The 22,528-nt window shown below is 49.0% G+C and carries 17 protein-coding genes; 9 read left to right on the forward strand and 8 right to left on the reverse strand.

Translation table 11 applies throughout. The annotated features are described in order from the left end of the window. Positions 1-95 precede the first annotated feature (95 nt). Entirely contained in the window at positions 96-491 is a 396-nt protein-coding gene (locus RT717_RS25235) for a tellurite resistance TerB family protein (protein WP_317489107.1), read from the reverse strand. A 426-nt stretch (positions 492-917) separates the two neighbouring features. Between RT717_RS25235 and RT717_RS25240 the strand changes: the two genes are divergently transcribed. The 4 genes from RT717_RS25240 (at position 918) to RT717_RS25255 (ending at position 4,491) form a co-directional block, all read left to right on the forward strand. Continuing rightward, positions 918-1,583 carry a C40 family peptidase gene (locus RT717_RS25240; protein WP_317489108.1) on the forward strand — a complete coding sequence of 222 codons (666 nt, stop codon included), beginning with the start codon at positions 918-920 and terminating at the stop codon, positions 1,581-1,583. Positions 1,584-1,594: 11 nt separating this feature from the next. Continuing rightward, positions 1,595-2,614, forward strand: a complete 1,020-nt coding sequence (locus RT717_RS25245) for a patatin-like phospholipase family protein (RefSeq protein WP_317489109.1) — start codon at positions 1,595-1,597, stop codon at positions 2,612-2,614. A gap of 261 nt (positions 2,615-2,875) precedes the next feature. Continuing rightward, the gene (locus RT717_RS25250) at positions 2,876-3,754 is read left to right on the forward strand and encodes a PIG-L deacetylase family protein (protein ID WP_317489110.1); all 879 of its coding nucleotides are present in this window, start codon (positions 2,876-2,878) and stop codon (positions 3,752-3,754) included. 47 nt (positions 3,755-3,801) lie between these two features. Further along, positions 3,802-4,491: a hypothetical protein gene (locus tag RT717_RS25255; protein ID WP_317489111.1), complete on the forward strand. Its 690-nt coding sequence runs from the start codon at positions 3,802-3,804 to the stop codon at positions 4,489-4,491. A 9-nt stretch (positions 4,492-4,500) separates the two neighbouring features. On the opposite strand, the gene RT717_RS25260 is transcribed toward RT717_RS25255, so the two are convergent. From RT717_RS25260 to RT717_RS25270, 3 genes are all read right to left on the reverse strand, one after another. After that, positions 4,501-4,920 (reverse strand): hypothetical protein, encoded by a 420-nt coding sequence (locus RT717_RS25260; RefSeq protein ID WP_317489112.1) that lies wholly within the window; start codon positions 4,918-4,920, stop codon positions 4,501-4,503. 477 nt (positions 4,921-5,397) lie between these two features. Beyond that, positions 5,398-6,006, reverse strand: coding sequence for a DUF3592 domain-containing protein (locus RT717_RS25265; RefSeq protein WP_317489113.1), 609 nt, complete (start codon positions 6,004-6,006; stop codon positions 5,398-5,400). A gap of 37 nt (positions 6,007-6,043) precedes the next feature. Continuing rightward, positions 6,044-6,730 carry a YhfC family glutamic-type intramembrane protease gene (locus RT717_RS25270; protein ID WP_317489114.1) on the reverse strand — a complete coding sequence of 229 codons (687 nt, stop codon included), beginning with the start codon at positions 6,728-6,730 and terminating at the stop codon, positions 6,044-6,046. 55 nt (positions 6,731-6,785) lie between these two features. Here RT717_RS25270 and RT717_RS25275 point away from each other — a divergent pair, with 55 nt between their 5' ends. The 5 genes from RT717_RS25275 (at position 6,786) to RT717_RS25295 (ending at position 12,375) form a co-directional block, all read left to right on the forward strand. Beyond that, on the forward strand, positions 6,786-7,334 hold the full coding sequence (locus tag RT717_RS25275) for a hypothetical protein (RefSeq protein ID WP_317489115.1): 549 nt from the start codon (positions 6,786-6,788) through the stop codon (positions 7,332-7,334). A 52-nt stretch (positions 7,335-7,386) separates the two neighbouring features. Continuing rightward, the gene (locus RT717_RS25280) at positions 7,387-7,884 is read left to right on the forward strand and encodes a DUF4864 domain-containing protein (RefSeq protein WP_317489116.1); all 498 of its coding nucleotides are present in this window, start codon (positions 7,387-7,389) and stop codon (positions 7,882-7,884) included. A 64-nt stretch (positions 7,885-7,948) separates the two neighbouring features. Then, positions 7,949-8,356 (forward strand): hypothetical protein, encoded by a 408-nt coding sequence (locus RT717_RS25285; RefSeq protein WP_317489117.1) that lies wholly within the window; start codon positions 7,949-7,951, stop codon positions 8,354-8,356. Then, entirely contained in the window at positions 8,349-10,454 is a 2,106-nt protein-coding gene (locus RT717_RS25290) for an OmpA family protein (RefSeq protein ID WP_317489118.1), read from the forward strand. Before RT717_RS25285 ends, RT717_RS25290 begins: the two co-directional genes overlap by 8 nt. Before the next feature lie 223 nt (positions 10,455-10,677). Beyond that, the gene (locus RT717_RS25295; protein WP_317489119.1) at positions 10,678-12,375 is read left to right on the forward strand and encodes an amidohydrolase; all 1,698 of its coding nucleotides are present in this window, start codon (positions 10,678-10,680) and stop codon (positions 12,373-12,375) included. A gap of 4 nt (positions 12,376-12,379) precedes the next feature. Here RT717_RS25295 and RT717_RS25300 read toward each other — a convergent pair whose 3' ends face one another. The 4 genes from RT717_RS25300 to RT717_RS25315 form a co-directional block, all read right to left on the reverse strand. Continuing rightward, complete coding sequence (locus RT717_RS25300) at positions 12,380-12,829, reverse strand: hypothetical protein (RefSeq protein ID WP_317489120.1); 450 nt, start codon at positions 12,827-12,829, stop codon at positions 12,380-12,382. A gap of 56 nt (positions 12,830-12,885) precedes the next feature. After that, the gene (locus RT717_RS25305) at positions 12,886-13,836 is read right to left on the reverse strand and encodes a HEAT repeat domain-containing protein (RefSeq protein WP_317489121.1); all 951 of its coding nucleotides are present in this window, start codon (positions 13,834-13,836) and stop codon (positions 12,886-12,888) included. Positions 13,837-13,864: 28 nt separating this feature from the next. Then, positions 13,865-17,275 (reverse strand): BspA family leucine-rich repeat surface protein, encoded by a 3,411-nt coding sequence (locus RT717_RS25310; protein WP_317489122.1) that lies wholly within the window; start codon positions 17,273-17,275, stop codon positions 13,865-13,867. 120 nt (positions 17,276-17,395) lie between these two features. Then, on the reverse strand, positions 17,396-22,489 hold the full coding sequence (locus tag RT717_RS25315) for a hypothetical protein (RefSeq protein ID WP_317489123.1): 5,094 nt from the start codon (positions 22,487-22,489) through the stop codon (positions 17,396-17,398). Positions 22,490-22,528: the final 39 nt, after the last annotated feature.

Raw genomic sequence — 22,528 nt, forward strand, 5'->3', positions numbered from 1 at the left:
CGCCCTTTCCGCTAATGTTAGGAGGCAGGCTTTGTCAGCGCACAAAAAAAGCCCGGTCAGTGACGGGCTTTTAATTGGTTATAGGTTAGTTTAGTTCATTTTTTATATTTCATCGCCTTCTGTCTCAGCAATGTTCTGTCTGAAGTAATTGCAGGATCGGAATAGATATTCGCCGAAAGCTCTGAAATCACTTTTCTGCTGAAGCCAAGCTTCTCCGCCACATCTTCGCAAAATTTGATCTCGCTCAGAAACACTTCGTTGTCAACCTTCATCAACTGCACAACATTGTAGAGCAATTCGAATCTATCGTCGTCGCTAAGGCTGTCTGGAATATTCAGGTCCAAAGGATTTTCCAGAAGCTCTTCAATCTGCTTGTGGCTTAGTCCACCAGATTCACCAATTAAAAAAATCAACTCTCTTTCCTTATCAGCCAAATCATCGTCAGCTGACGCAAGTTGGATTAGTGCACTTATGTGTGTTTTGATACTCATGGATTAAATGTGATTCGTAAATAACTTGTTTTGAGTGGTAAGCCTTTATGCTGTTTCAAATTAAATAAAAACCCTGAAGTACACAACATTCAGTTTGAAGAGGGTCGATTTAGGCTGGTAAGTCTGGCCGCCTTAACCGCTCTTCTTCGTACAATAATAAAACAGATATTCTGATTTTTGACATAAAACCTCTGTTTTCATAAGTAAAGCGTCTGAAACAAGCCGTCTTGGTTCGCTAATTCTGATTTTTGTAGTATATTCATTCTCTGACCTGTGAGGGTGCTTCCCATGAATAGCGGAGCAAGTCTATATCCTGTAAAAAGGCGAAAGACTTGCCGGATTCGAGAGAATTTTTTGACCTGATAGCCGATATCGGGAGCACCGGTTAACGATTAATTTTCTGTTACTATTTTTTAAATCAATACCATGCAAGAGCTGATAAAGATCGCTTGTGTTGAGATTGGCGTAAAGGAAATTCCAGGGCAGGCACACAATGCACGCATTCTCCAGTACGCCAGTGAGGCGGGATTCCAGGACGTAAAGGACGACGAAACTGCCTGGTGCAGTATTTTTTTGAGCTGGTGCTGCCTGAAGGCGGGCCTCAAGCGGAGCACTAAGCTGAACGCCCGGAGCTGGCTGGCCGTGGGCACCGTGACTATGCAACCCGAGCCCGGAGACATCATCGTTTACTGGCGCAAGGCCATCGAATCGTGGGAAGGCCATGTGGGGATTTACATGGGTACCTCCTCCGATGGCAGCCGCTGCTACACCTTGGGTGGCAATCAGGCCAATATGGTGTCCATTTCCGGCTTCGACTCTTCCAAGGTGCTGGGCTACCGCAGACTAACCACCGAAAAACAATTTATTCTCCCCAAGCCTCCTCTTAAAAAGGGCAACAAAGGGGCGGCAGTGGTACAGCTGCAGGATGCCCTGAAAATCGCCGGCTTCGATGCCGGCACTTCCGATGGCTTTTTTGGCGAAAAAACGGCCGAAGCCCTGCGCTTGATGCAAAGCCAAAGTGGCTTCCTCAAAATTGATGGCGTATATGGCACAAAAACCAAAGACTATCTCGAATCTCTTCTTCAAGCATAACCTTTCCTACCATGGCAAAAACTGTTAAATCAACCTCGTTTGGGTTTAGAAACCTCGTATTTGAAGGCGGCGGCGTTAAAGGCATCGCCTATGGCGGTGCGCTCGATGAACTGCAAAAGCTGGGCATGCTCGATCACCTGCAGCGGGTGGCCGGCACCTCCGCCGGCGCTATCAACGCCTGCACACTTGCTCTTGGTTGCACGCCTGCCCAGGTAGGCGAGCTCATCAGCACCACCAACTTTGCCGATTTTCAGGATGGCAACGGGCTGATTGGCAACGCCATGCGGATGTTCAACAAGTTCGGCTGGTACAAAGGCGACGACTTTATGGACTGGATTGGCGAGGTCGTGAAAAAGCAAACCGGTACCAAAGACTTCACTTTCGGCGACCTCGACGATGCCATCAAAGGCGGCAACACAGCCTTCAAATACCTCTACATGGCCGTGACCAACCTGTCGGAACAAAAAGCGGAGGTATTTTCGCATGAAAATGAAGCCCACAAGTCGATCCCTGTCAGAAGAGTCGTGCGCATGTCGATGTCGCTGCCGGTGTTTTTTGCAGCGTTCAAAAACGGCAACAATGTGATGGTGGATGGCGGCGTGAGCTACAACTACCCTGTTAACTTGTTTGACAAGCCTGAGTACGTTTCCAACCCTGTTAACTCTCTGGCCGGTAAGGACGGAAGCATTCTCAACATGGAAACCCTCGGCTTCCGGCTCGACAGCAAAGACGTGATTACCTATGCGAAACGTGACTGGGCCACGCCGCCGGCCGATGTCAAAAACCTGAAAACCTACGCCGTGGCCCTCCTCGACTTTATGATGGAGGCCGCCAACAAAGCCCACCTCCAGGGGGAAGACTGGAACAGGACGGTGTTCATTGATACCCTCGATGTGCGCACCTCAGATTTCAGCTTGCCTGCCCACAAAATCGACGAGCTTACAAAAAGTGGCACCAAGGCCGTGAAAGATTATTTTGACTGGCGGTTTATCAAGGCGGAGAGCCCGTGGAAGGATCATCCGGTGGTGTGAGGGCTAGCATCTCCAATCCTACCATTTTCTAATTGTTTTTTAGAGCAAAAAGCGATGTACAACCGCTACAATAAAGTCTAACCATTCTCTCCCAGAAATTCTTTACCTTATCCAGCGTCAAGTCGATCCGCAACGAAAAGGCGTCTGCGAGGCATGAAGGCTTTTAAAAATGAGCGGCCTCTCCTTTGGAGAGACCTCTCCCTCCTGCGTCGATTCGAGGTGACGTGTATTAATAATAATCATGCTTTAAACCACCTACTTATGAAAAAACATCTTCTCACCCTTCTCTTTGCTTTCATGGCCATCGGTTTTGCTGCTGCGCAAACGGCCACACCCCTGCGCATTGTGGTGCTGGGCGCCCATCCCGACGACTGCGACCAGGATGAAGGCGGCACGGCCATCCTGTTTGCCAAAATGGGCCACCAGGTCAAATTTGTGTCGCTTACCAATGGAGATGCCGGCCACCAAACCACCGGTGGTGGTGCCCTCGCCAAACGCAGAATTGCCGAAGCACAGGAAGCAGCCAAACGCTTTGGCATTGCTGAATACGTAGTACTAGGCAACCACGACGGCGAGCTGGTTCCGAGTCTGGATGTTCGCCTGCAGGTAATCAGGGAAATCCGCAAGTGGAATGCTGACATCGTGATTGCTCCCCGGCCCAACGACTACCACCCCGACCATCGCTACACGGGTGTGCTGGTGCAAGATGCGGCCTACATGGTAGCAGTGCCCAATATTGCCCCGGAAGTGCCCGCACTTAAGAAGAATCCTGTTTTTCTCTATGGATATGATCACTTCCAAAAACCCAACCCCTTCCGGCCGGACATTGCGGTAGACATTACCGGGGTAACGGAGCAAAAAGGCTATGCGCTGGACGCCCATGTGTCGCAGTTTTACGAGTGGTTGCCATGGATAGGCGGTTATGCCGACCAGGTGCCCGAAGGCGCTGAAGCGAGAAAAGCATGGCTGACCAAAAAGTCGGTAAGGCCTCCTTCAGCAGAGGCCAAAAAGGCCATTCAAAAATGGTATGGCAAAGACCGGGTGGCCAAAGCCACCAACGTAGAAACCTTCGAAATCTGCGAATATGGCCGCCAGCCCACCGACGACGAGATAAGGGCGCTGTTCCCTATGCTGAAATAACGAGAGTGCGATAGTGAACTTTTCCGGCAGTCTTCAGTTTCAATGCTATGATGAAGGTGTTGAAGATTGCCGGGATTGTTTTGTTTGGTTTAATATTGCTGGGAGCTGGTGCTGGTTGGATAGCAAGTGATCCTTTACCCGAGGGAGAAGAAGGCCCTGAAGCAGAGGCCCTGGCAGATAAAATGCTGACGGCCATCAACGATGATCGTTACCAGCAAATCAAAACGCTATCCTGGACATTTCCCGGTGGTCATCATTATGTTTGGCACAAACCAGACAACATTGTTACTGTGACCTGGGGAGACATAGAGGTGGAGTTTTCCCCCGACACTTTCGAGGGCTTCGCAACAGAAAAAGGGAATTCTCTGGAAGGCGACGAGCTGCATGATGTGATTCAAACCGCATGGACATATTTTGCCAACGACTCCTTCTGGCTGGTGGCGCCCTTCAAAGTAAGAGATCCAGGCACTGAGCGGCGACTGGTAGAAACAGCGGAGGGGCCTGGATTACTGGTTACTTATACTTCGGGCGGCGTAACCCCGGGCGATAGCTACCTCTGGCTGCTGGATGAAAACTTCAAACCCAGCGCCTGGAAGCTCTGGGTGAAGGTGATTCCCATCGGTGGTGTCGAAATCAGCTGGGAAAATTGGCAAAACTATGAAGGCACCTGGCTCGCCAGTTCTCGCAATGCTGGATTTTACCAAATGGAGATAAAAGACATTCGGGTCACCTACTAACCAGCAGCTTTATCCCCGGCCTCTTCGCTCTGAGCCCCGGTGCGGTCTGTTCCCTCTCTTCTGCATTCTTTCTTCCTGCATTTGATCCAGTTTCGCTACCTGCTCTTCGGTTAGTACGGTTTTCATCTCAGCTTTTTGCTTGTCATTGATGCTTTTGATCTCAGTTCTTTGGGCCTCCCGCTCTTCTTTACCAGCATCCAAAACGCCTTTGCGCTCTTCGGCATACTTCAAATGAATGGCGTAAAGCTCTTCCGATTGCTGATCGGTGAGATTAAGCTCTTCTTTTAGCCGGGTGGTCATTTCTTTCGCCCGTTCCTCGGGAGTTCGCTGAGCATGTTTTTGAGTTTTTGACGAGCTCTGCTCCTCCTGTGCCATTAGTGAGGTAGCTGCTACCATTACACCAATGAATGTGATTACTATCCTTTTCATGTGTATATAATTTGTTTTTCAACGGGCACATGGAATAGCCAATATAATCTCGAGTTGAGCATGTTTTGAGTTAAGATCTATTCACGCCCATTGAGAATAATACTCGTTATGGCTATTTCATGTTTGTTGTTTTCTAATTAGATACACAAACACACAAAAGGTTTAATGGAGAGTGAAATTCTGCTTCGTTTAGTTAAGAGGTTCGGCCTCCAAATTTCATTTATACCCCTGGCTTAGAGGGTGGTACAATGATCATCGGTAGGGCCCCGCAGGGCTATTAAGTTAAGAGCATTTTACCCTTAATTCCTAAAGGGCTTGCTAATAGTAATCCATGCGCCCTTTAGGGGTGCCCGGCTTAGGGTTTGGGGTAAAAATAGAATTGACACACGTGAACCTCTTAACTTAATAGGATTGAAGGGCCCTTAAGGGGCACCAGGCAAGAGTGAGATGCTATTAACGAAAGAGCACTGAATAAAACTATCTGCTGACGGCGTACATGCCGCCCCCGATAAAAAGAAAAATAGTGCCAATGAAGGCGAGAATGATGGGCCCTATCCAAAGCTCAAAAATGCCGTCGATTCTTATCTTTTCGTAACCTTCACTTGTGATCACAAATACCTTTACCGGCTCGCCGATATCATAGGCCGGGGGAGTAGAGGCTACCGAGCCCTGTACTCTTTGTTTTTTACCCTTGTGGATAAATTCCACTACGGGTATGGAGCCTCCATCGGAACCGTAGGTAAATTCCACGACTCTCCCTTCCAATTGCAGCGCATGCTTCAGCTCCTCGTTGGTGTCGTAGGCAATAGTGCCACCGATGGCAAACAGAAGAAAAGCCACACCCAAAAATACCCTGGAAAGAATGTAGAAGACCTTGTCGGGCCCGGAAAAACTGCTGCGGGCAAAAGGTCTTTTTTGATAGCCATTCCCCGAAAGTGGCACCTCTTTCTCCAGGGCCTCCACGAGTTTTAGTGCATCCTTAAGCGCCAAGCCAAATTGTTCCTTTACGTACTTAACCGCTTCCAGCTTTTTGCCGTCAGCAATCAGCTGATGTATCTTCAATTTGGTGGCTTCAGGAATATTCATGTTAAAATTTACGACGCTTCTTTCTGGTAGTCAACAGCTAAAGGCCTGTAAGTGGTTTGAAAGGCGAAACTTCCTGGTGCATTTTAATGGCTCGTTTTGACAGATAAAGTCCAACGATCAAAGAGACAAGAGCGCCCAGCCAAATCCCCGGCACGTGATCCATGAAAAGAAAATAATCGTAGGCGCCATGCAAAATGGTGGCAGCCCCCAGTCCAATAAGGCCGAAAGCTGCTTTTTTGTGTTGAAACTTCGCTTTACCCAAAAAGAAACCCATGAGCACAGCAAAAGTAGCATGTGCTGGCACGGCGGTAAACATTCGCATGATGGCAATGCTCACACCACCCTCGAACACGTAGAAAAGGTTTTCCACCGTAGCAAATCCCATACTCACCATTACTGCGTAAATAATACCATCGAACGGCTCGTTGAATTCTTTATGTGGATAAAGGAAGTACCTTACAAAAAGATATTTGCTTCCTTCCTCAATAAACGCTACCATGCCAAAAGCGTAAAGTGCCAGGTCTTCAGCGCTGGAGTGGTCGAGAGACACAAACTTGTCAGCAATAGCCGAAACTACCAGTGTGAGCACCAGGCTGAGTACGCCAAAAAGAAAGGCCCGGAGCAAAAGCCCTTTCGGCTCTTTTTCGTGCTTGTCTTTGAGGTAAATAAACAAAATAATGGCTATGCCCGGGGCCAGGGCCAATGCCAGCAGTGTAAAAATCATGTTGGTTCGCTAGTTCTATTCGTTATCAATATATCAATCAATTGTGTTATCAGCTATGAATATTTCCAACCGTATCATTACTGCAAGTCTCGCCATGTGTCTTGTAGCTGTCTTCGTCGGCTGCAACAAGCTCAACGACCTTGTCACTTTCAAAATGTCGTATACCTCGGAAGTAACGGTGCCTTCTTCTCTTGGTATCAACCTTCCTCTCGATATTCTTACGCCACCTATTTCTACCGATGCCGAATCGCAGTTTAGCGGCAACAACACCAACAAAAGCCTGGTGAAAGAAATTTATCTCGAAAATGTCGATATTAGTGTAAAAGCTCCTGAAGGCCGGGATCTCAGCTTCTTGTCGTCGCTGCACGTGTATATCAACGCCGACGGACTTGACGAAAAGCTGCTTGCGAGTGCAGAGAATATTCCTGACAATGTGGGCAACACACTTTCGCTGACCACCTCGGGAGAAAATTTCAAGGAGTACATCATTCAGGATACCTATTCGCTCCGGGTAAAGGCCGTCACTGACAAGGTAATTTCTGAAGACGTGGAGCTGAATGTTAAGTCCGGCTTCAAGGTAAAAGCCGGTTTGTTGAACGACTAGAAGTTGGGTGTCGCCTTTTGGAAATGCTAAAATTATTGTAGGCGTGTTACATATGAAACTAACTTACTTTCTGATACTGGCTGTGTTTGTCGGCTGCGCTCCCCGGGAGCTGCCGCATCCGGCGCTAAGTCCGCAGGAAGTAGTTCATATCAACTTTCTGGCCTTGCAACAAAACGACTCTCCGGAGTTGGATCACGGTATAGAGATCGCCTGGAACTTTGCCTCACCCACTAACAAAGAAAACACAGGGCCTATTGAGCGCTTCAACATCATGGTGCACAACGAAAACTTCAGGCCCCTGATTAATTGCAGGCACTTTGAAATCCGCACTCACTTTCAGGAAAAAAGCGAGGCGGAGTTTCTCGTACTTATCGAAGACAGTGAAGGCGAAGTACACAGCTATATGGTGTCGTTGTCGCTTCAGAAATACCCTCCCTACGATGACTGCTGGATGATTGATGCAGTAATTCCCATGCGCCTGCCGTCGAAAGATGGGCCAAGGGTGGCCTTTTTTACCTCATTCAACTATTGGCCTGCACCTTTTCTATAATTTCATTCGTCTTTAGTAAAGGCAAATGGTATGTTGAAGTTGTACCACACAAAGAGCACCCTGAATGGAAGTAATCACCACAGACGAAGGCGTCAAGTACCTGGAAATTGGCTACGAGCCTGAAAATGGCTGGATAAGGTGCACCTGGTATGGCAATGTTTCAATGTCGTATATCTCGAAGGGGTCGTCGCTCTATTCCACCCTCCTGAAAACAACCGGCTGCTCCAAGCTACTGAACGACAATACCCATTTTGAGGCGAACTGGGTGGCCCTTAACGACGAGCTTGAAAAAGGCCGGATGAGCGAAAACGTTGCCAACGGCTTGAAATATATGGCGCATGTGCATTCTTCGAAGTTTATTACTCGGTTTTCTGCTGTAGATTTGGGAACCAGGGTCAAAGACTTTGAGTTTAAACTTTTTGAGCAGCTATCTGAAGCGGAGCAGTGGCTCCATAGTGTTTCCAATGAATAGACATCGCATATTAGTTATTGGGCTTTTTTCTCTCCTATGCTATTGCCATGGCGTGAAGGCGCAAGAGACTCCCGCATTACACGAGGTATTTGAAGACAACAGAAATGGCTGGTCGCTGTTTGAACGGCCTTATGCCAAAAGCATGATTGCCAAAGGGGCCATGTACATGGATGTGGCCGATGGCGACATCGGTTTCTTTAATCAGAAACATTTTCAGCTCGACCCCTCCAAAGACTTCAAGCTGGAGACAGTAGTGGAGGTAAAAAATTTTAGAAATGGCAGCTTCGGCCTGGTGTGGGGTGCCGACGAATACAGTAATTACCAGGCAATGGACATCAGCCAAAATGGCTTTTTTCATATCTACACGTTCAAAAAGAAAAAGGTAACACCCATTCTGCGGCCCGACTTCCTGCCAACTCCACTCGAGGAGGGTAAAAAACAAACTATTGTGGTGAGAAAAACCGGCAACGAAATTTTCTTCGAGTTCAACGGTCAGTCGTTGGCTCAGGCAAAATTCACCCCGTTTCAGGGCACCTACTTAGGGTTTCACCTCAGAGGCCAGGTGTCTGTAAAGGTTTACGAGTTCAATGTGTATCAGGAAACTCCTGAGATCAGGCAGGCTGAAAGTAGTATCGCCAACACCGTGAAGGAGAATCTTGGCTCGAAAATTAACTCTCAGTATTCGGAAAAGGGCGTAGTTATTTCTGCCGACGGCGCCACTTTGTATGTGGCCCGTGGAGAGCACCCTAAGAACTTTGGCAGCCTGAAGAAGGACGACATATGGTTTTCGGAAAAAGACTCTGTAGGCGAGTGGGCAGAGCTGCAAAATATTGGGGCACCACTCAACAACAGTGGCAACAATTTCGTGATTTCTGCGGCTCCCGATGGCAACAACCTGCTGGTGGCCAATACCTACCTGCCCGACGGCAGGAACCTGGGCGGCGGCGTGTCGCTCACCAAAAGAAGCCCGACGGGCTGGAGCATTCCTGAAAACCTGTTGATCAACGATTACTACAACAATGCCGACTTCGTGGACTACTGCCTGTCGCCCAACCAAAATGTGCTGGTAATGGCGCTGGAAAGGAACGACACCAAAGGAGACATGGATCTGTATTGCTCTTTTCTTAAAAGCGACAACACCTGGTCAGCGCCTGCCCACATGGGCCAGGAAGTAAATTCGTTTGCTATGGATTTCTCCCCTTTCATAGCAGCCGACAATGAAACACTCTACTTTTCATCATATGGCCATCCCGGCTACGGTAGTGCCGACATATTTGTGAGCCGACGCCTCGATGACACCTGGACCAAATGGACTGAACCGGAAAACCTGGGGCCGGACATCAACACCAATACCTGGGAAGCCAACTACACACTGGACGCCCGTGGCGAATATGCCTACCTGGCATCGGTGCAGCATTCGATGGGCAACAGCGACATTTTCAGAATTCCCCTGCCAGCCTCGGCACGGCCCAAGCCAGTGGTGCTGGTGAGCGGCATTGTGCTCGACGCCTCTACGGGTCAGCCGATTGAGGCACAAATCAAGTATTTTTCGCTAGAAGATGTGGGAAAAGAGCTTGGGCAGGCTTCTTCGCATCCGGTCACCGGCCGCTACACGATCATTTTGCCAGCGGGTGGTATTTATGGGTTCAACGCTGAAAGAGAAGGGTATATTCCTGAAAGTGCCAACCTGAACGCCAGCGAAATTAATATGTATGCCGAGCTTCAGCAAAATCTGCTGCTTGCCCCAATCAATGTGGGCGCCTCGGTAAGACTCAACAATATTTTCTTCAACACCAATGAGGCTGTTTTGCAGAAAGAGTCTTTTGCTGAACTCGACAGAATCATCAAGCTGCTCCAGGCCCACCCCAAAATGGAAATTGAAATAGCGGGGCATACCGACAACACAGGCACTGCCGACTACAACCTCAAACTTTCTCAGGAGAGGTCGCAGGCGGTCATTGACTATTTGCAAACAAAGGGATTGTCGGGCCGGGCGACGGCGAAAGGCTACGGCGATACCAAGCCAAAAACCGACAATGAAACCGACGAAGGCCGAAGCCTGAACAGGCGGGTGGAAATTGTGATTCGGAAAATGTAGGTTGGTTAAAGTTCTCCGTTTACCAATTGTAGTTCATAGGAAAATGTTTCCAAACAGGTCGACCCAAGTTCCCTGCTATCATTCTTTGGCAAGCAGAGCTGATTGCAAATATGGCGTTGGGGGATAGGTTAAAAGGAGGTGCAAACACAAAAGTGCTTACACGCCAGCCGGAAAATACTACAGACTTTCCCTATCTTGCCTTAATCCCCAAACCAGATTTTCTATGAAATACTTCGGCCTTTTCCTATTGCTGACTTGCTTTTTGACTACCCAAGCCCAGGAGCAAGTGTATTTTAATGCTAAAATATTCACTGCCAATCCGCAGCAGCCTTACGCTAACGCCCTGGCTGTGAAAGGAAAAACCATTGTAGCCGTTGGCAATTACGAACAGGTGAAAGCAAAAGTGGGCGACCAAGCCAAGTGGATTGATTTGCAGGGCGGCTTTGTGATGCCCGGCCTGGTCGACAGCCACAACCACGGCATTGACGGGGGTATGGGGCTGACCAAGGCGAATGTGAACGACCTGTTTCTGGACGTAGATCAAATCCATCAGTTTGCCCTTGAGACATTAAAGAAAAAAGAAGGTATGACTGCCGATGTCTTGGTGATTTATGGCCTGAACATCAGCACCTGGAAAGCGCTGGACAGGGTGATCAAGCTTTTCAATAGCGGTGAGTTCAAAACCCAGCCGGTGTTTCTTCGGGGCTCCGACTGGCACACTGCCTGGGCCAACAAAGCCATGCTGAAACGGGCGGGCGTGACCAAAGCCTACCTGGCATCACTGACGGGTGACGACAAAAAGTATTTCGGTGTGGCTGCCGACGGGGAAAGCAATGGGTTTGTGTCCGAAGATGGGCAGCACAAAATTGAAGCCGTGCTGGAGCCCGACACCGACTTCAGTCTGGGGGCTATCAAAGCCATGGCCTACAACAATGGTTTTGGCATTACTGCCTTTCTCGACCCCTCCGCTGCCAGGCTGCCCGGCCCTCACGACAATATGCTGGCCTGGTACCAGCGCCTGGAGCAACAAGGCCAGCTCACCGCCCATATAGCCGCCACGGTGGTGGCGGAGGTGAATGCCGACCCGCTGCCGCAGATGGCTGCGGTGAAGGCGCTGAAGCAGCAGTATAATGGCAATAACCTACAGGTGCTGGGCTTCAAGGTTTTTGCTGATGGGGTGGTGGAGCACCCTACCCATACAGCGGCCCTGTCGCTGCCATACACCGGCACGCAATCGAAGGGGGTGATGATGATGGATCCGGAAAAGTTTGCCCGGTTTGCTACCCTGGCCGACAAGGAAAACCTGCTGGTGCATGTGCATGCCATTGGCGACCAGGCGGTGACGGAAACCCTCAATGGATTTGAGGCCATGCGCAAGGCCAACAAAAGCATGGCGCTGCCCCACACCATTACCCACCTGCAGTTTGTGCAGCCTGCCGACTTCGACCGTTTTGCAAGCCTGAATGTGTTGGCCTCCTTTCAGCTGCTCTGGGCCCTGGGCGACGAAACCACCATTGACATTGTGAAGCCCTATGTAGATCCATCGATTTATCAGTGGATGTACCCGGTGCGGTCGATGTTGCAGGCGGGAGCCACGATATGCGGGGCCAGCGATTGGCCCGTGTCTACCGCCAACCCTTTTGAGGCGATGTATTATGCTGAAACCCGAAAAGGAGCGCTGGGGGTGCTGGATGCCAGCCAAAGCATGCCGAGAATGGCGATGCTCTACGCTTACACCTCCGAAGCGGCCAAAGCACTGATGATGGAAAACCTCATTGGCTCGCTTCAGATTGGCAAGTCGGCCGATTTTATCCTGCTCGACCGGGACGTGCTCACGGTGGGCCCTGAATCGCTAAAGGCCACGCAGGTGCTGTGGACGGTGTTTGAGGGGAAGAAGGTGTATGAATTTGCTGGCAAGTAGACAATCAGGATGCTGGCGGGAAATTGACTCGGACATACTCCAGGAGCCTGTCATAATCTTTATCGACCTGGTACACCCGGCGTACCCGGCGGTCAGGAAGCTTGATATCCAGATACCGATACCCAGCTCTTCCCCTCAAACGCACGGAGCGCACCTCTCTCAAAGCGATCTCCTTCTTAGCGCTTCTTTTAAGGGTGAGGATGAACAGCACTGCATGAGGCAGGCCAACTAACAACCCTAAACCCAGCGCCGCATAATCACCACTCCCAGTGATGAAGTTGCTGACGTAAATAGTGCCGAAGGCAATCCAGCAGCTACTCGACACCAACTGGAGCCAATACCAGGTTTTGACATTGTCATCGACGACGATCCTATCCTCCTCAAATGAAATTTTGCCGCTTCCTATTGGAAAAGTTGCTGGCAGTTGATAGGTAGTCGGGTTGAGGTTCATCATTGAAAATAATGTTGACAGTCAAGCAAATTATTAACGAGTACCAGAAACGGAAGTGATCAGTCGGTGTTCTTTACCTGAAAGTCTACATGGACGCTAAACCATTCTCTGGCTGTTATCAATGCTTCCTGGTAACTTTTTGTTTGCAGATCGCCGGAAGCAGTCGTTGCAATAGGAAAATCTACTATCTGTGGTGCTAGTAGCTCCAATATCCTGTAGGCACAGTTGATGGTATTGGTTTGATCAGGGTTAGCAGACTCACAATTCTTTTCGTTGCTGTAGAGCAATTCTACCAAGTAGTCGTAGAGTTGCTTTTGCTGGGTGTAAATAATTGACGGGGCCATGTCGTAGACCATATCGTCATTTACTTCAATTCCTCTCACTTTGTTATTCACCAGGTTGATGGCCGTTTGATCACCCAGTCTGGATAATGCCAGGTAGGCAGCCCATCGCACCTTTGCCGAATTGCCGGGTTGCGACAACTGCCTGAGAGCTGGGGCGGCGCTCTGGTCTTTCAGCGTTCCGACCATTTTTATTAATACCTCCTTCTTTGCCACCTGCCGATCAAGCGTCTGGATAAGGGTTTTCTTCTGCGAGGCATTGAACATCGAAGGCGGCACAGAACTAAGATTTTGAGTGGATAAGCCAACGATGTCGGGAGACTCGTCCGCCATGCCCTGTAGCTGAAGGGCGAGTATTTGTTGTTTAGCTGCAGGAGCAGTGGAGCTCTTTTGCATGACGTCAAGGGACTGGTAGCAGGCTTTTCTTACAGTGGAAAGGGAGTCGGAAAGGTTAGTATCAATGACCCTTATATAATCATCGAGCAACCCCTGCTGCCTTAGGAGCTGGTAGGGAAGCGAGCTTTGCTCCCCATTTCTTATCGCTCCAAAATAGTTGGCCAAGCTGGTTGGTGCCTGTTGCCCTAGTCCTATTTGGCAATACAGGTTAACGATCCCTATCAAAAAGAAGGCCTTTGCCGTGGCAGTATTTAATTTGAGAAGGCTTTTCATATGGCTTTACCCGTAAGCTAAACAAACACTACTCTTTTATAAACTTCTTTGCCTGCGGCCTTCCATCCAGGTCGAGAATGAGCACGTAGACCCCTTTTGACAATTCACTAACATCCAGTTGGATCTCACCATCCTTGTATATCACATCAACAGCATATGATCGTCCTGATAAATCGGTGATAGAGATGCCGGAATTTTGGTTGATTAACGACCCGGTCAGGTTGACTATCTTTGAAACGGGGTTAGGGTAGAGTACGAAAGACGCCCCTAGATCTAAACTTTTGGCAGCCAACAATCTATTTTTGAGTATTTCAAATGTAAAGACTTCACTTACTGTCGCCCCTTTACCGTCACCTGCTGTTACAGTAATAAAACTGAACCCGTTTCCTATCTCCTTGATAGTTAATAGCTCTCCTTCGATAAATGCGACCGCAACCTCTTCTTTACTGCTTTCTACGCTATAGATCAGCATGTCTCCATCCATATCAGCAAATGTTTCCGAAATATCATACGACACAGTCCCGACACCTTCTGCTTCTGCATGGTCTTCCAGAGGAACTACCACGATTGGACTGCTGTTGATCGTTAAAACAAAATCAGTTGGCGTACTGTGACCATTTCGGTCAGTCGCCAGAAGTGTAACAGTCGTTTTGCCGTTGGCGATCTCCTGGATTTTCATTACATCACCGCTGATATTTACTTCGGCAACCGCTACATCACTCAACGACACATCATAAAACATGTCCCTACCGCTGTTGTTTTTAAACACTTCGGTAAGGTTTATCTCAGCCTTATCAAACCCTTCCTGAAAAAGCTGGTCTTCGATGGGGTTCTCCAAAGAAAAAAGAGCTGTCATTGTGTAGTCGAAAAAAGTCTCAACTGTGCCGCCGTGTCCATCGTCGGCCGACACGTTGACCGTAGCTGACCCAGGGGCATTGTAAGTAAAATTTAAGTAGATCCCCTCGGCCCACACAAACACAACACTTTCATCATTGCTGCTGGCTTCAAATGTCAGCAAATCAGCGTCAACATCTGAGAAAAAATTCGTAAGGAGAATGCTTGAACGTGGGGTTCCCTCAAGAATGTTGATATCTTCTATGGGACCAGCAACAACCGGCCAGGTATTCACCCTGAAATTGAAGGCCATCTCAACCTGTCCTGAATGGCCATCATCTGCGGTTATGGTTATGTCGGTATTTCCCATTTCCTTTTCGAATATTGTAAGTACTGAGCCAGCCAAACTAGTTCCCACTATGGCGTTGTCCGCTACGGCAACACTAAAAGTCAGGACGTCACCGTCAGGGTCTTCAAATACACCTACTAGGTTGAAGGTTTGTTCACCGAAACCTGTGTCCCCTCTAGCGTCACTAATAGCGCTTAGAACAAAGGGATCCTCGTTGACATCAACGATGTTGATCACAAAAACCTTCGAAAATTTTAGCCCGTCGGAGTCTTCCACCGTGATATTGATTTCATAGGCAAGGGTGTCCTCGAAATTGAACACTTCTGCAGTTAGCAGCTGGTTATCCTCGATAGAAAATAAGCTGGCATTTTGTCCTGAAAGATAATACCGGCGCACTCCACGGTTGTCGATATCTACCACCGATAGCAGGCCTACCAGTGATCCAACCTCCTCATTCTCGCTGACTGATTGATTATCTAGCTCGATGTCTGTCGGGCTGCAAATCTGCCCGGCATCGGCAATTGTCCAACCAAAATCGTCTACTAACAGCTGCCTGGACTCCATTGCTTCGCAGAAACTAATGTCTGAGGCGCCAAACACCACATCACTTTGCAAAGAAGGCAACGATGACCACCCAGTAAGCACCTTGTCATAATTTTCGGTCGACAAGCCAGAGGAAGAAAGCATTTCTTCCATATCGGTTACATTAGAAACGTCCCAATTACTGATGTCCTGATTGAATGCATCAGCCACATAAAACATGTAACCCATATCTGTTACTTTGCTTACATCCCATCCCCCGATGTCCTGATTGAAGTGACGGTTCTGTCGAAACATCCATAGCATGTTTGAGACATTACCAACCTCCCAGGCACCAATGTTCTGGTTGAACGCTGAGAATGAGAACATATGAGACATATCCTCCACCTTGGACACATCCCAGGCGGAGATATCCCCATTAAAGTCACTCCTGCTAAACATATCCCTCATAAGCGTAACGTTGCTTACATCCCAGTTACCTATATCACCGTTGAATGAGGATGCTCCACTGAACATGCTTGCCGCTGTGGTGACATGGCTCATGTCCCAGTTGCTAAGATCCTGATTGAAAGCGGTAGCTCCATAGAAGGTGGAGTTGGCATAGACGGCGCTGCCAGTATTCCAGGTACCAATCGGCTGGTTGAAGCTAGTTGCCTGTTGAAACATGCTCGAAATATTCACCACGTTGGCAACATCCCAACCACTGATGTCCTGATTAAAGGTTTTAGCGCTCGCAAACATGCCAGACATGTTGGTTACGCCGGACACGTTCCAGCCGGTGATGTCCTGATTAAACAAGGTCGCACCATTGAACATATGTTTCATATCGGTTACAGCACTCACGTCCCAGCCTCCAATGGGTTGATTGAACAAGCTGCAACCATTAAACATGCCCGTCATGTCCTTGACGTTGCTCACATCCCAGCCGCTAAGGTCCTGGTCAAACAGGACAGCTCCTTCCAACATATAGGTCATTTTGGTAGCATGGCTCACGTCCCAGCCGCCTATGTCCTGATTGAAACTGGCTGCTCCGGAAAACATAGAATTGAAGTTCGTTGCGGCGCCTACATTCCAACTGCCGAGATCCTGATCAAAAGCCGAGGCACCATAGAACATAGCGGCAAAACTAGTGACCTGGCTGACGTCCCAGGAAGTAAGGCTGTTATTGAAAGAAGCCGCTTCATAAAAAGCTGCTCCCATAGTGGTGACGTTACTTACATTCCAATTCCCAATGGCACCGTTAAAACTGGTCGCCCCATAGAACATATTGGACATCGAGGTAACACCTGCAAGGTTGGGGAGATCTGTGGCGCTCATTGTCAGGTTTGTGCACCGGTAAAACGCACCTGACATCGAAACCCAGGCAATAGAGCCCCACTGGCTGATATCAATGATCTTCTCCCGGTCACCTCCGTGTATCGAGTTACTAAAAGAGATCTGAGGAAAAGTGCCTGAGATCTCCACCTTGTAGGTGCCCGCTGCAGGAAAGGTGATGGTATGGACACCTGTTATTCCACTGGCTGTCCCATTCACTTCAGAATTAGTAATATCTTCCCAATAGATGTCGTAGTTGTAGCTTGTACCGTCCGCCGGAATCCTGATCTGGTTATCTTCTGAGCTCCCCGGGTTGTCCGTTTTCCAAACGGTAATAAATGGCTGCGCAGAAAGTTCGGCCGTGCCAAAGGCCAGGGTCAAAAGCAGGAGAAGTGATCTCATAAAACGTATCTTGTTTAAATGGTTGTTTCTTTTTGGTAAAAATTGCTTGCTGCCAATCGGCGGTTCCAGTTCATTGCCGTTGAAGGTGATGGCATAGTTTGGGGAGTTTGATTGCATACCCTACAAATTCATTTGAAAATCCTTGTTAATCCCGAAGCTGAATACCAGTATCTGCAAGTGGCCATTCACCTTGCCATATAAAATGCTGGGAGCAGGGTTGAATCTCATATTGGCATTGGCAGCCAGGTAAATGTCTACCAGAGTAATAGTGCCAGTATTTCCCGACACTTTCTTTTTATACTGGGCGTATATCTGTGCCCATAACTCCAGCCACAGCCCTGCTTCCTGCAATTGGAAGCTGGGATTGTACTGCGCAATTACCTGCACGCCGGCTGCCGCACCCGCCTCTATCACCAGGTCAAACGCTGCCACCACGATGTCGATGTGAATTGGGTCCGGCCGGAACATGAATTCCAATCCCAGCCCCAGATTGGCGGTGTTTTGGTTGAGGTCGAGCCAGCCCGTTGGGCCAAAGCCGGCGCAGTTCAGGATAAACTTGAGTCGCTCCTGCTGGCTGCCCAAAGCTACCCTCCAGGCGCCGGGCTTCACATCCACAAGCAAGCTACCCTGGGCACAAAGCACCCCTGGCTTTTCAAAAGAAGCGGCCAGGTGCCCGAAGAAATGTTGTTCTGCCGAGTTATACTTTAAAGCGATGGTGCCCTTGATCACAGCTGTTTGATCGATGGTCATGACTTGCGGAACACTGCTAAGCATCTGGCCATTGCCAAGGAAGTCAACCGTAAAATCGCCCGTGGTAGCCACGTCCATTTGCGCATCGATTTCCAGCCGGAGCATTTTACCATTTTGAGGCCCAAAAGCCACCATGTGTAGGTAAGCCCCATAGTTGTTGTTTGCATCCGGCACAATACCCTCCAACCCATTGGCCGCCATGTGGCGGTAAACTCTCCCTTGCAAAGCCACTATTTTGACTACCCCGAGCTCTATTTCGTCAGTCACTTCCTTGATCGTTGAGGGCTGCATCGGTTGCCCCATTTTGTCGGCGTCGGCAGGTTCCCCAGGGTTAGGTGGAGGACCTCCACTTCCAACCTCAGCCATCCAGAAGCTCACATTATCCTTTCTTCCGCTCATAAAGGCGAGTTGTATGTGGAAGGGCTTCGGGACTTTCACAAAGGCGTCTATATCTTTGGCCGACCATGAGTCACCATACTGAGGATGCCCTTTTCTGAAGTGAATAATTCCATTGAGGTCAAGCGCCGGGGAGCGCACACTGATGGGGATGGGATCGAAAAGCAAATCCTTCGGGTTAGCCCCCGACAGGAGCTTCCCGCCCACAGCAGCGAAGTCTACCGGTATTGAGATGCCAACGTTATCACCAAGAAGATTGTTGACCAACTCGTTGCCCGCAGCCGACACCTTCTGCCTGACTGCCCCGGCCACCGCCTCCAACGCACCCTGCTTGATTTGATTGAGAATTCGATCTGCGCTTATGTTGGCTATCAAATCTTGCCCTACACTTTTGATAGCCTCCAGCATCTTGTCCATGTCGACCTGAGCACCCAGCTCGTCGCCTATGCTTTTGAGTTCATCGTCGAACCCATCAAGAACCCCCTCCATAATTTCAGAAGGGTTCTGGTCTTGATTGAGGGCTCCCAGCACCACGTTTTCGGCTGTTTGCCTGACCAGTCGTCTGGCCCGGTCATTCAAATTAGTGCTTATAAAAGAAGTGACTGGAAATACGATATTTTGATTAACCGATGAATTGAGAGCTAACGTAAGTTCATTCACTATGGCCTCTCTGGTGGAGTTGGCTACTGCTTCTACTATTAAAGAAGCGTCTGGAGCATCCTGGGAGAGGCTTGCTATTACATCTGAAGAAACTGTGGAAATAATTGCTGTCACTGCCTGATCCACTTCCTGCTTCACCGAGCTGGTTAGCTGGTTGGCTTGTCCTATGATCACACCATTTATATTATTGGTGGCCTGCTCTACTTTCATCAAAAATCCATCTCCCAAAGAAGCGACTTTATCTATAGCAAAATTGGTAGCAAATCGCTTCAGCTCTGCAACTATGTCTGATATGTTGTCGAAATCCTCCTCGCTATTCTGAATCTGCTCAATCAACCCATCTACAACTGTGGGATCGTTAGCCAACTCCCGGAAAAGCTCTAAATAGGCCAATAGACGCTCTTTGCGGTCGGCAATGGCCTCATAATCAATTTCGGCGGGTTCCTCAGGCGCACTGACCAGCGACGCTAGATCGTGTGCCTGCCCACCCAGTCCGCCTGAGGCAGATGCAATCAAATCGACTGTGGTGGATTTCAAGGCCTCGGTTTGCTGTTCTACCTTTTGGGTGAGGTCTTCCTCCAGGGCCGCCAGCTCTTCCTCCAATTGATCAAGGCCATTTTGAGCTGACGCCAGGTTGAATGCTCCCTGCGTAGGCGCTGGCATATAGCTCTTGTCCAGCATGGCATTTTCAACCATGGAATAGAGGTTGAATGCGGGTGCCCCATCATCACCACTTACGTCCTCACCCATCACCACTTTTCCAGAAATGGCGAAACCGTAGTAGTTTTGGGTTCGGCCCGCACTAAGGGCATCGATCGTCACCGGATACCCTCTAAAGGTAGCATTGACCTGATTAGTAAGTGCCAAAACCCCTTCCGGCACATAAAAGCCTACCCGGTAGTCTCCCCACACGTTGAAATTATTGACTCCGCTTAACGTTACGCCAACGGACGGCCATGTCACATCCATTGTCAGTTGGAGATGGTCATTATTAGCCATTTCTCCTCTTTTGATGGTGAGGTCAACGGCCAGCTCTCCGCCTTCCGGATTGAAACGGAACGTTTTGTTGTTCAGGTTGGCCAACGTTCCTGGTCGGAACCCTCTATCGTACAGTTGCGATTGGAACTCAAAAGGTACCCCTGTGTCGATGAAAGGCACCAGAAAATTCCCCTCCAGCCTGCTGGTCTCATTGGCTTGCTGATTGTTGATGTCCAGTGTAAGCCGGGTGAAGTTGGCGGGAAACGTATTGAATTCCCCGGCCACATCGAACTGCAAATCATGCTTCAGGGTAAAACCCTCTCCGGTGACCCCAACCAGGCTATTCGGGGATGTATTCAGATCAATAACGCTTCCGAGCTCACTGCTGAGTGCAAACTGCCCAGCGCCATCCATCGCTTTTGCAATTTTCAGCGTAGACTGCTCAATGTAAACCCCTTTCCAGTAAGGCTGACCGGCAAACTTCCCAGGAGATGACGAGTCATCCAGGTCAATAATGCTTTTGCCGGGAAGCAATTCCATGCCCGTGCCCGCTATTATTCTTAGCGGCACGGCATTGGTTGAGTCTGATACCTCTATTAACCTAAGATTGTCGACCTGATTAAAAGCCCAGGTAGCACTACTCCCTGTGACTGATTTTGCCGAAGGAGCAGTCAGCGTTCCATCAAAGCCAAACCAATACTGACTGTCGAAGATCACCACTGTGCTGGTAGGAGAAAGGTCGAGCCTGAAAAACTGAGGATCCAGTAGCTCGAAAGAGTTACTGTTGGTGAGGTTGGCTACTCCTGAAAGCCGAAAATCGTTAAAGTCGGAAGCGAACCTCTCCGATGTGACTTTTCCAATGCCCGATGAGAGCAAAGGAAACGGCAGGTCCCAGGAGAAACTCCCCTCGACAAACAAACCATCCTTTGTTATTTTGTAATTGGTTGCCAGAAAAGCAGCCTCACCGTCTGCCTCATTGCCTGGGGTAAGCTCGAAGGCAATGGGACTAGTTTCAATATTAATTTCTCCCCCGATCAGGTATGCTGAATATCCCGACTGACGCAACTGTATGTTTTCAAATGCTATAGAAGTCCACACTTCCTCTCTTGAAAGCCGCACTCTCCCCGTCCCCGAAAAGCTAGCGAAGTCCTTATTCGTGATATTGTCCACCTCAATTCTGTGACCTGCTGCGTAAAACCTTTCTACCAATGGCGGCCCGTAGAATACTGAGATATCACTTTTCGCTACTTCCAGCCCGTTAGTATAGCCTTTTATCTGCCAAACGTAACCAGAGTCTATGTCCGGGTAGGGCAAAAGCTCTGATTTGGGGTAGTTGGTAAAGTTCTCGCTTATCAATTTGTAGTACCATTGTGAGTTTTTCCTGAGAGCATCTTCCGGAGACTCTCCTGGAGACAGCGGTTTGATATTAATTTCGTAATTAACCCCCTGCTCGGGCGCCCTCGATGTAAGTGCATTCCACCTGACTACAGCCGGAATCTGTCTTCTGAAACTATGACCATATGGTGGGCTGGTAAGTTCGATTTTCCCACCAGTAGGCCAACCATAGTAAAGCAGCCTAAACTCACTGTAGCCATTATTCTTATATCTGTCTTTACCGTCTGCATCAATGGCCTGCACTCTGTACACATAGGCCTTTCCTGCCTCTAACAAAGGATCAACGGGCCCATAGGTGTAGTTGGTATTTTGCAGTAAATCACTTTGAAAGACTTGAAGCGCCTGCCCGTTTTGCACGGCGCTTAGGGGGTTGGCGCCCGGCTCCGTCAGCTCCCACATAGTGAGCTGGAAATCAGTACCCATGGTATTGTTAGCACTTGCTGTATTAAATAACTGCCACGTGATGGGAAAGGTAGTGGTTGTGGCGGGATCGAGAAACTCGCTGTCGGCAGGGCTAATCAGCCTGGGGGGATCCAACAATTGTATCCAGACGTTAGCGCAGCTTTCCTGGGATAACAGCTCACCCGTATTATAGTCCAATACCTGAAGGCAAATCGAATACATTCCTTCTGGCAACCTGCCAGAGTTAATAATTTGACTCGTATTCCTGCCACTCACATTGAGGTTATTGAAGTTAAAATACTCTGCCCAGTCAGAACCGCTGAAAATATAGGGCACGCCGGGCAGGACGGTGATGGGAGCAGATGGTGTAAAACCGTTTTTCGTGCGGAGCCGCACGTCCATGCTTTCGATAGACAGCCTTAGTTTAAAAGTCCACGACGCTTCGTTGAAGTCATTGAAAACAATATTGCCGGTGAGCCGGTTGCTTCCCTCTGCCGTATAGTCGCTGAGATACACCGAATAGGGCGCTGGCAATACGGGCTGGATATCGGCAGGGTAGCGCTGCACCTGGGCCGTTACCCCATGCACAAAAAATACCAGCCAGGCAGCCATCAAAAGCCGCCGCCCTGCCATCGCCGGACACTTTGTTTGGTTTGATATGTTTTGCCTTCT

Origin of the sequence: Imperialibacter roseus (assembly GCF_032999765.1) — a bacterium.
Classification (GTDB): domain Bacteria; phylum Bacteroidota; class Bacteroidia; order Cytophagales; family Cyclobacteriaceae; genus Imperialibacter; species Imperialibacter roseus.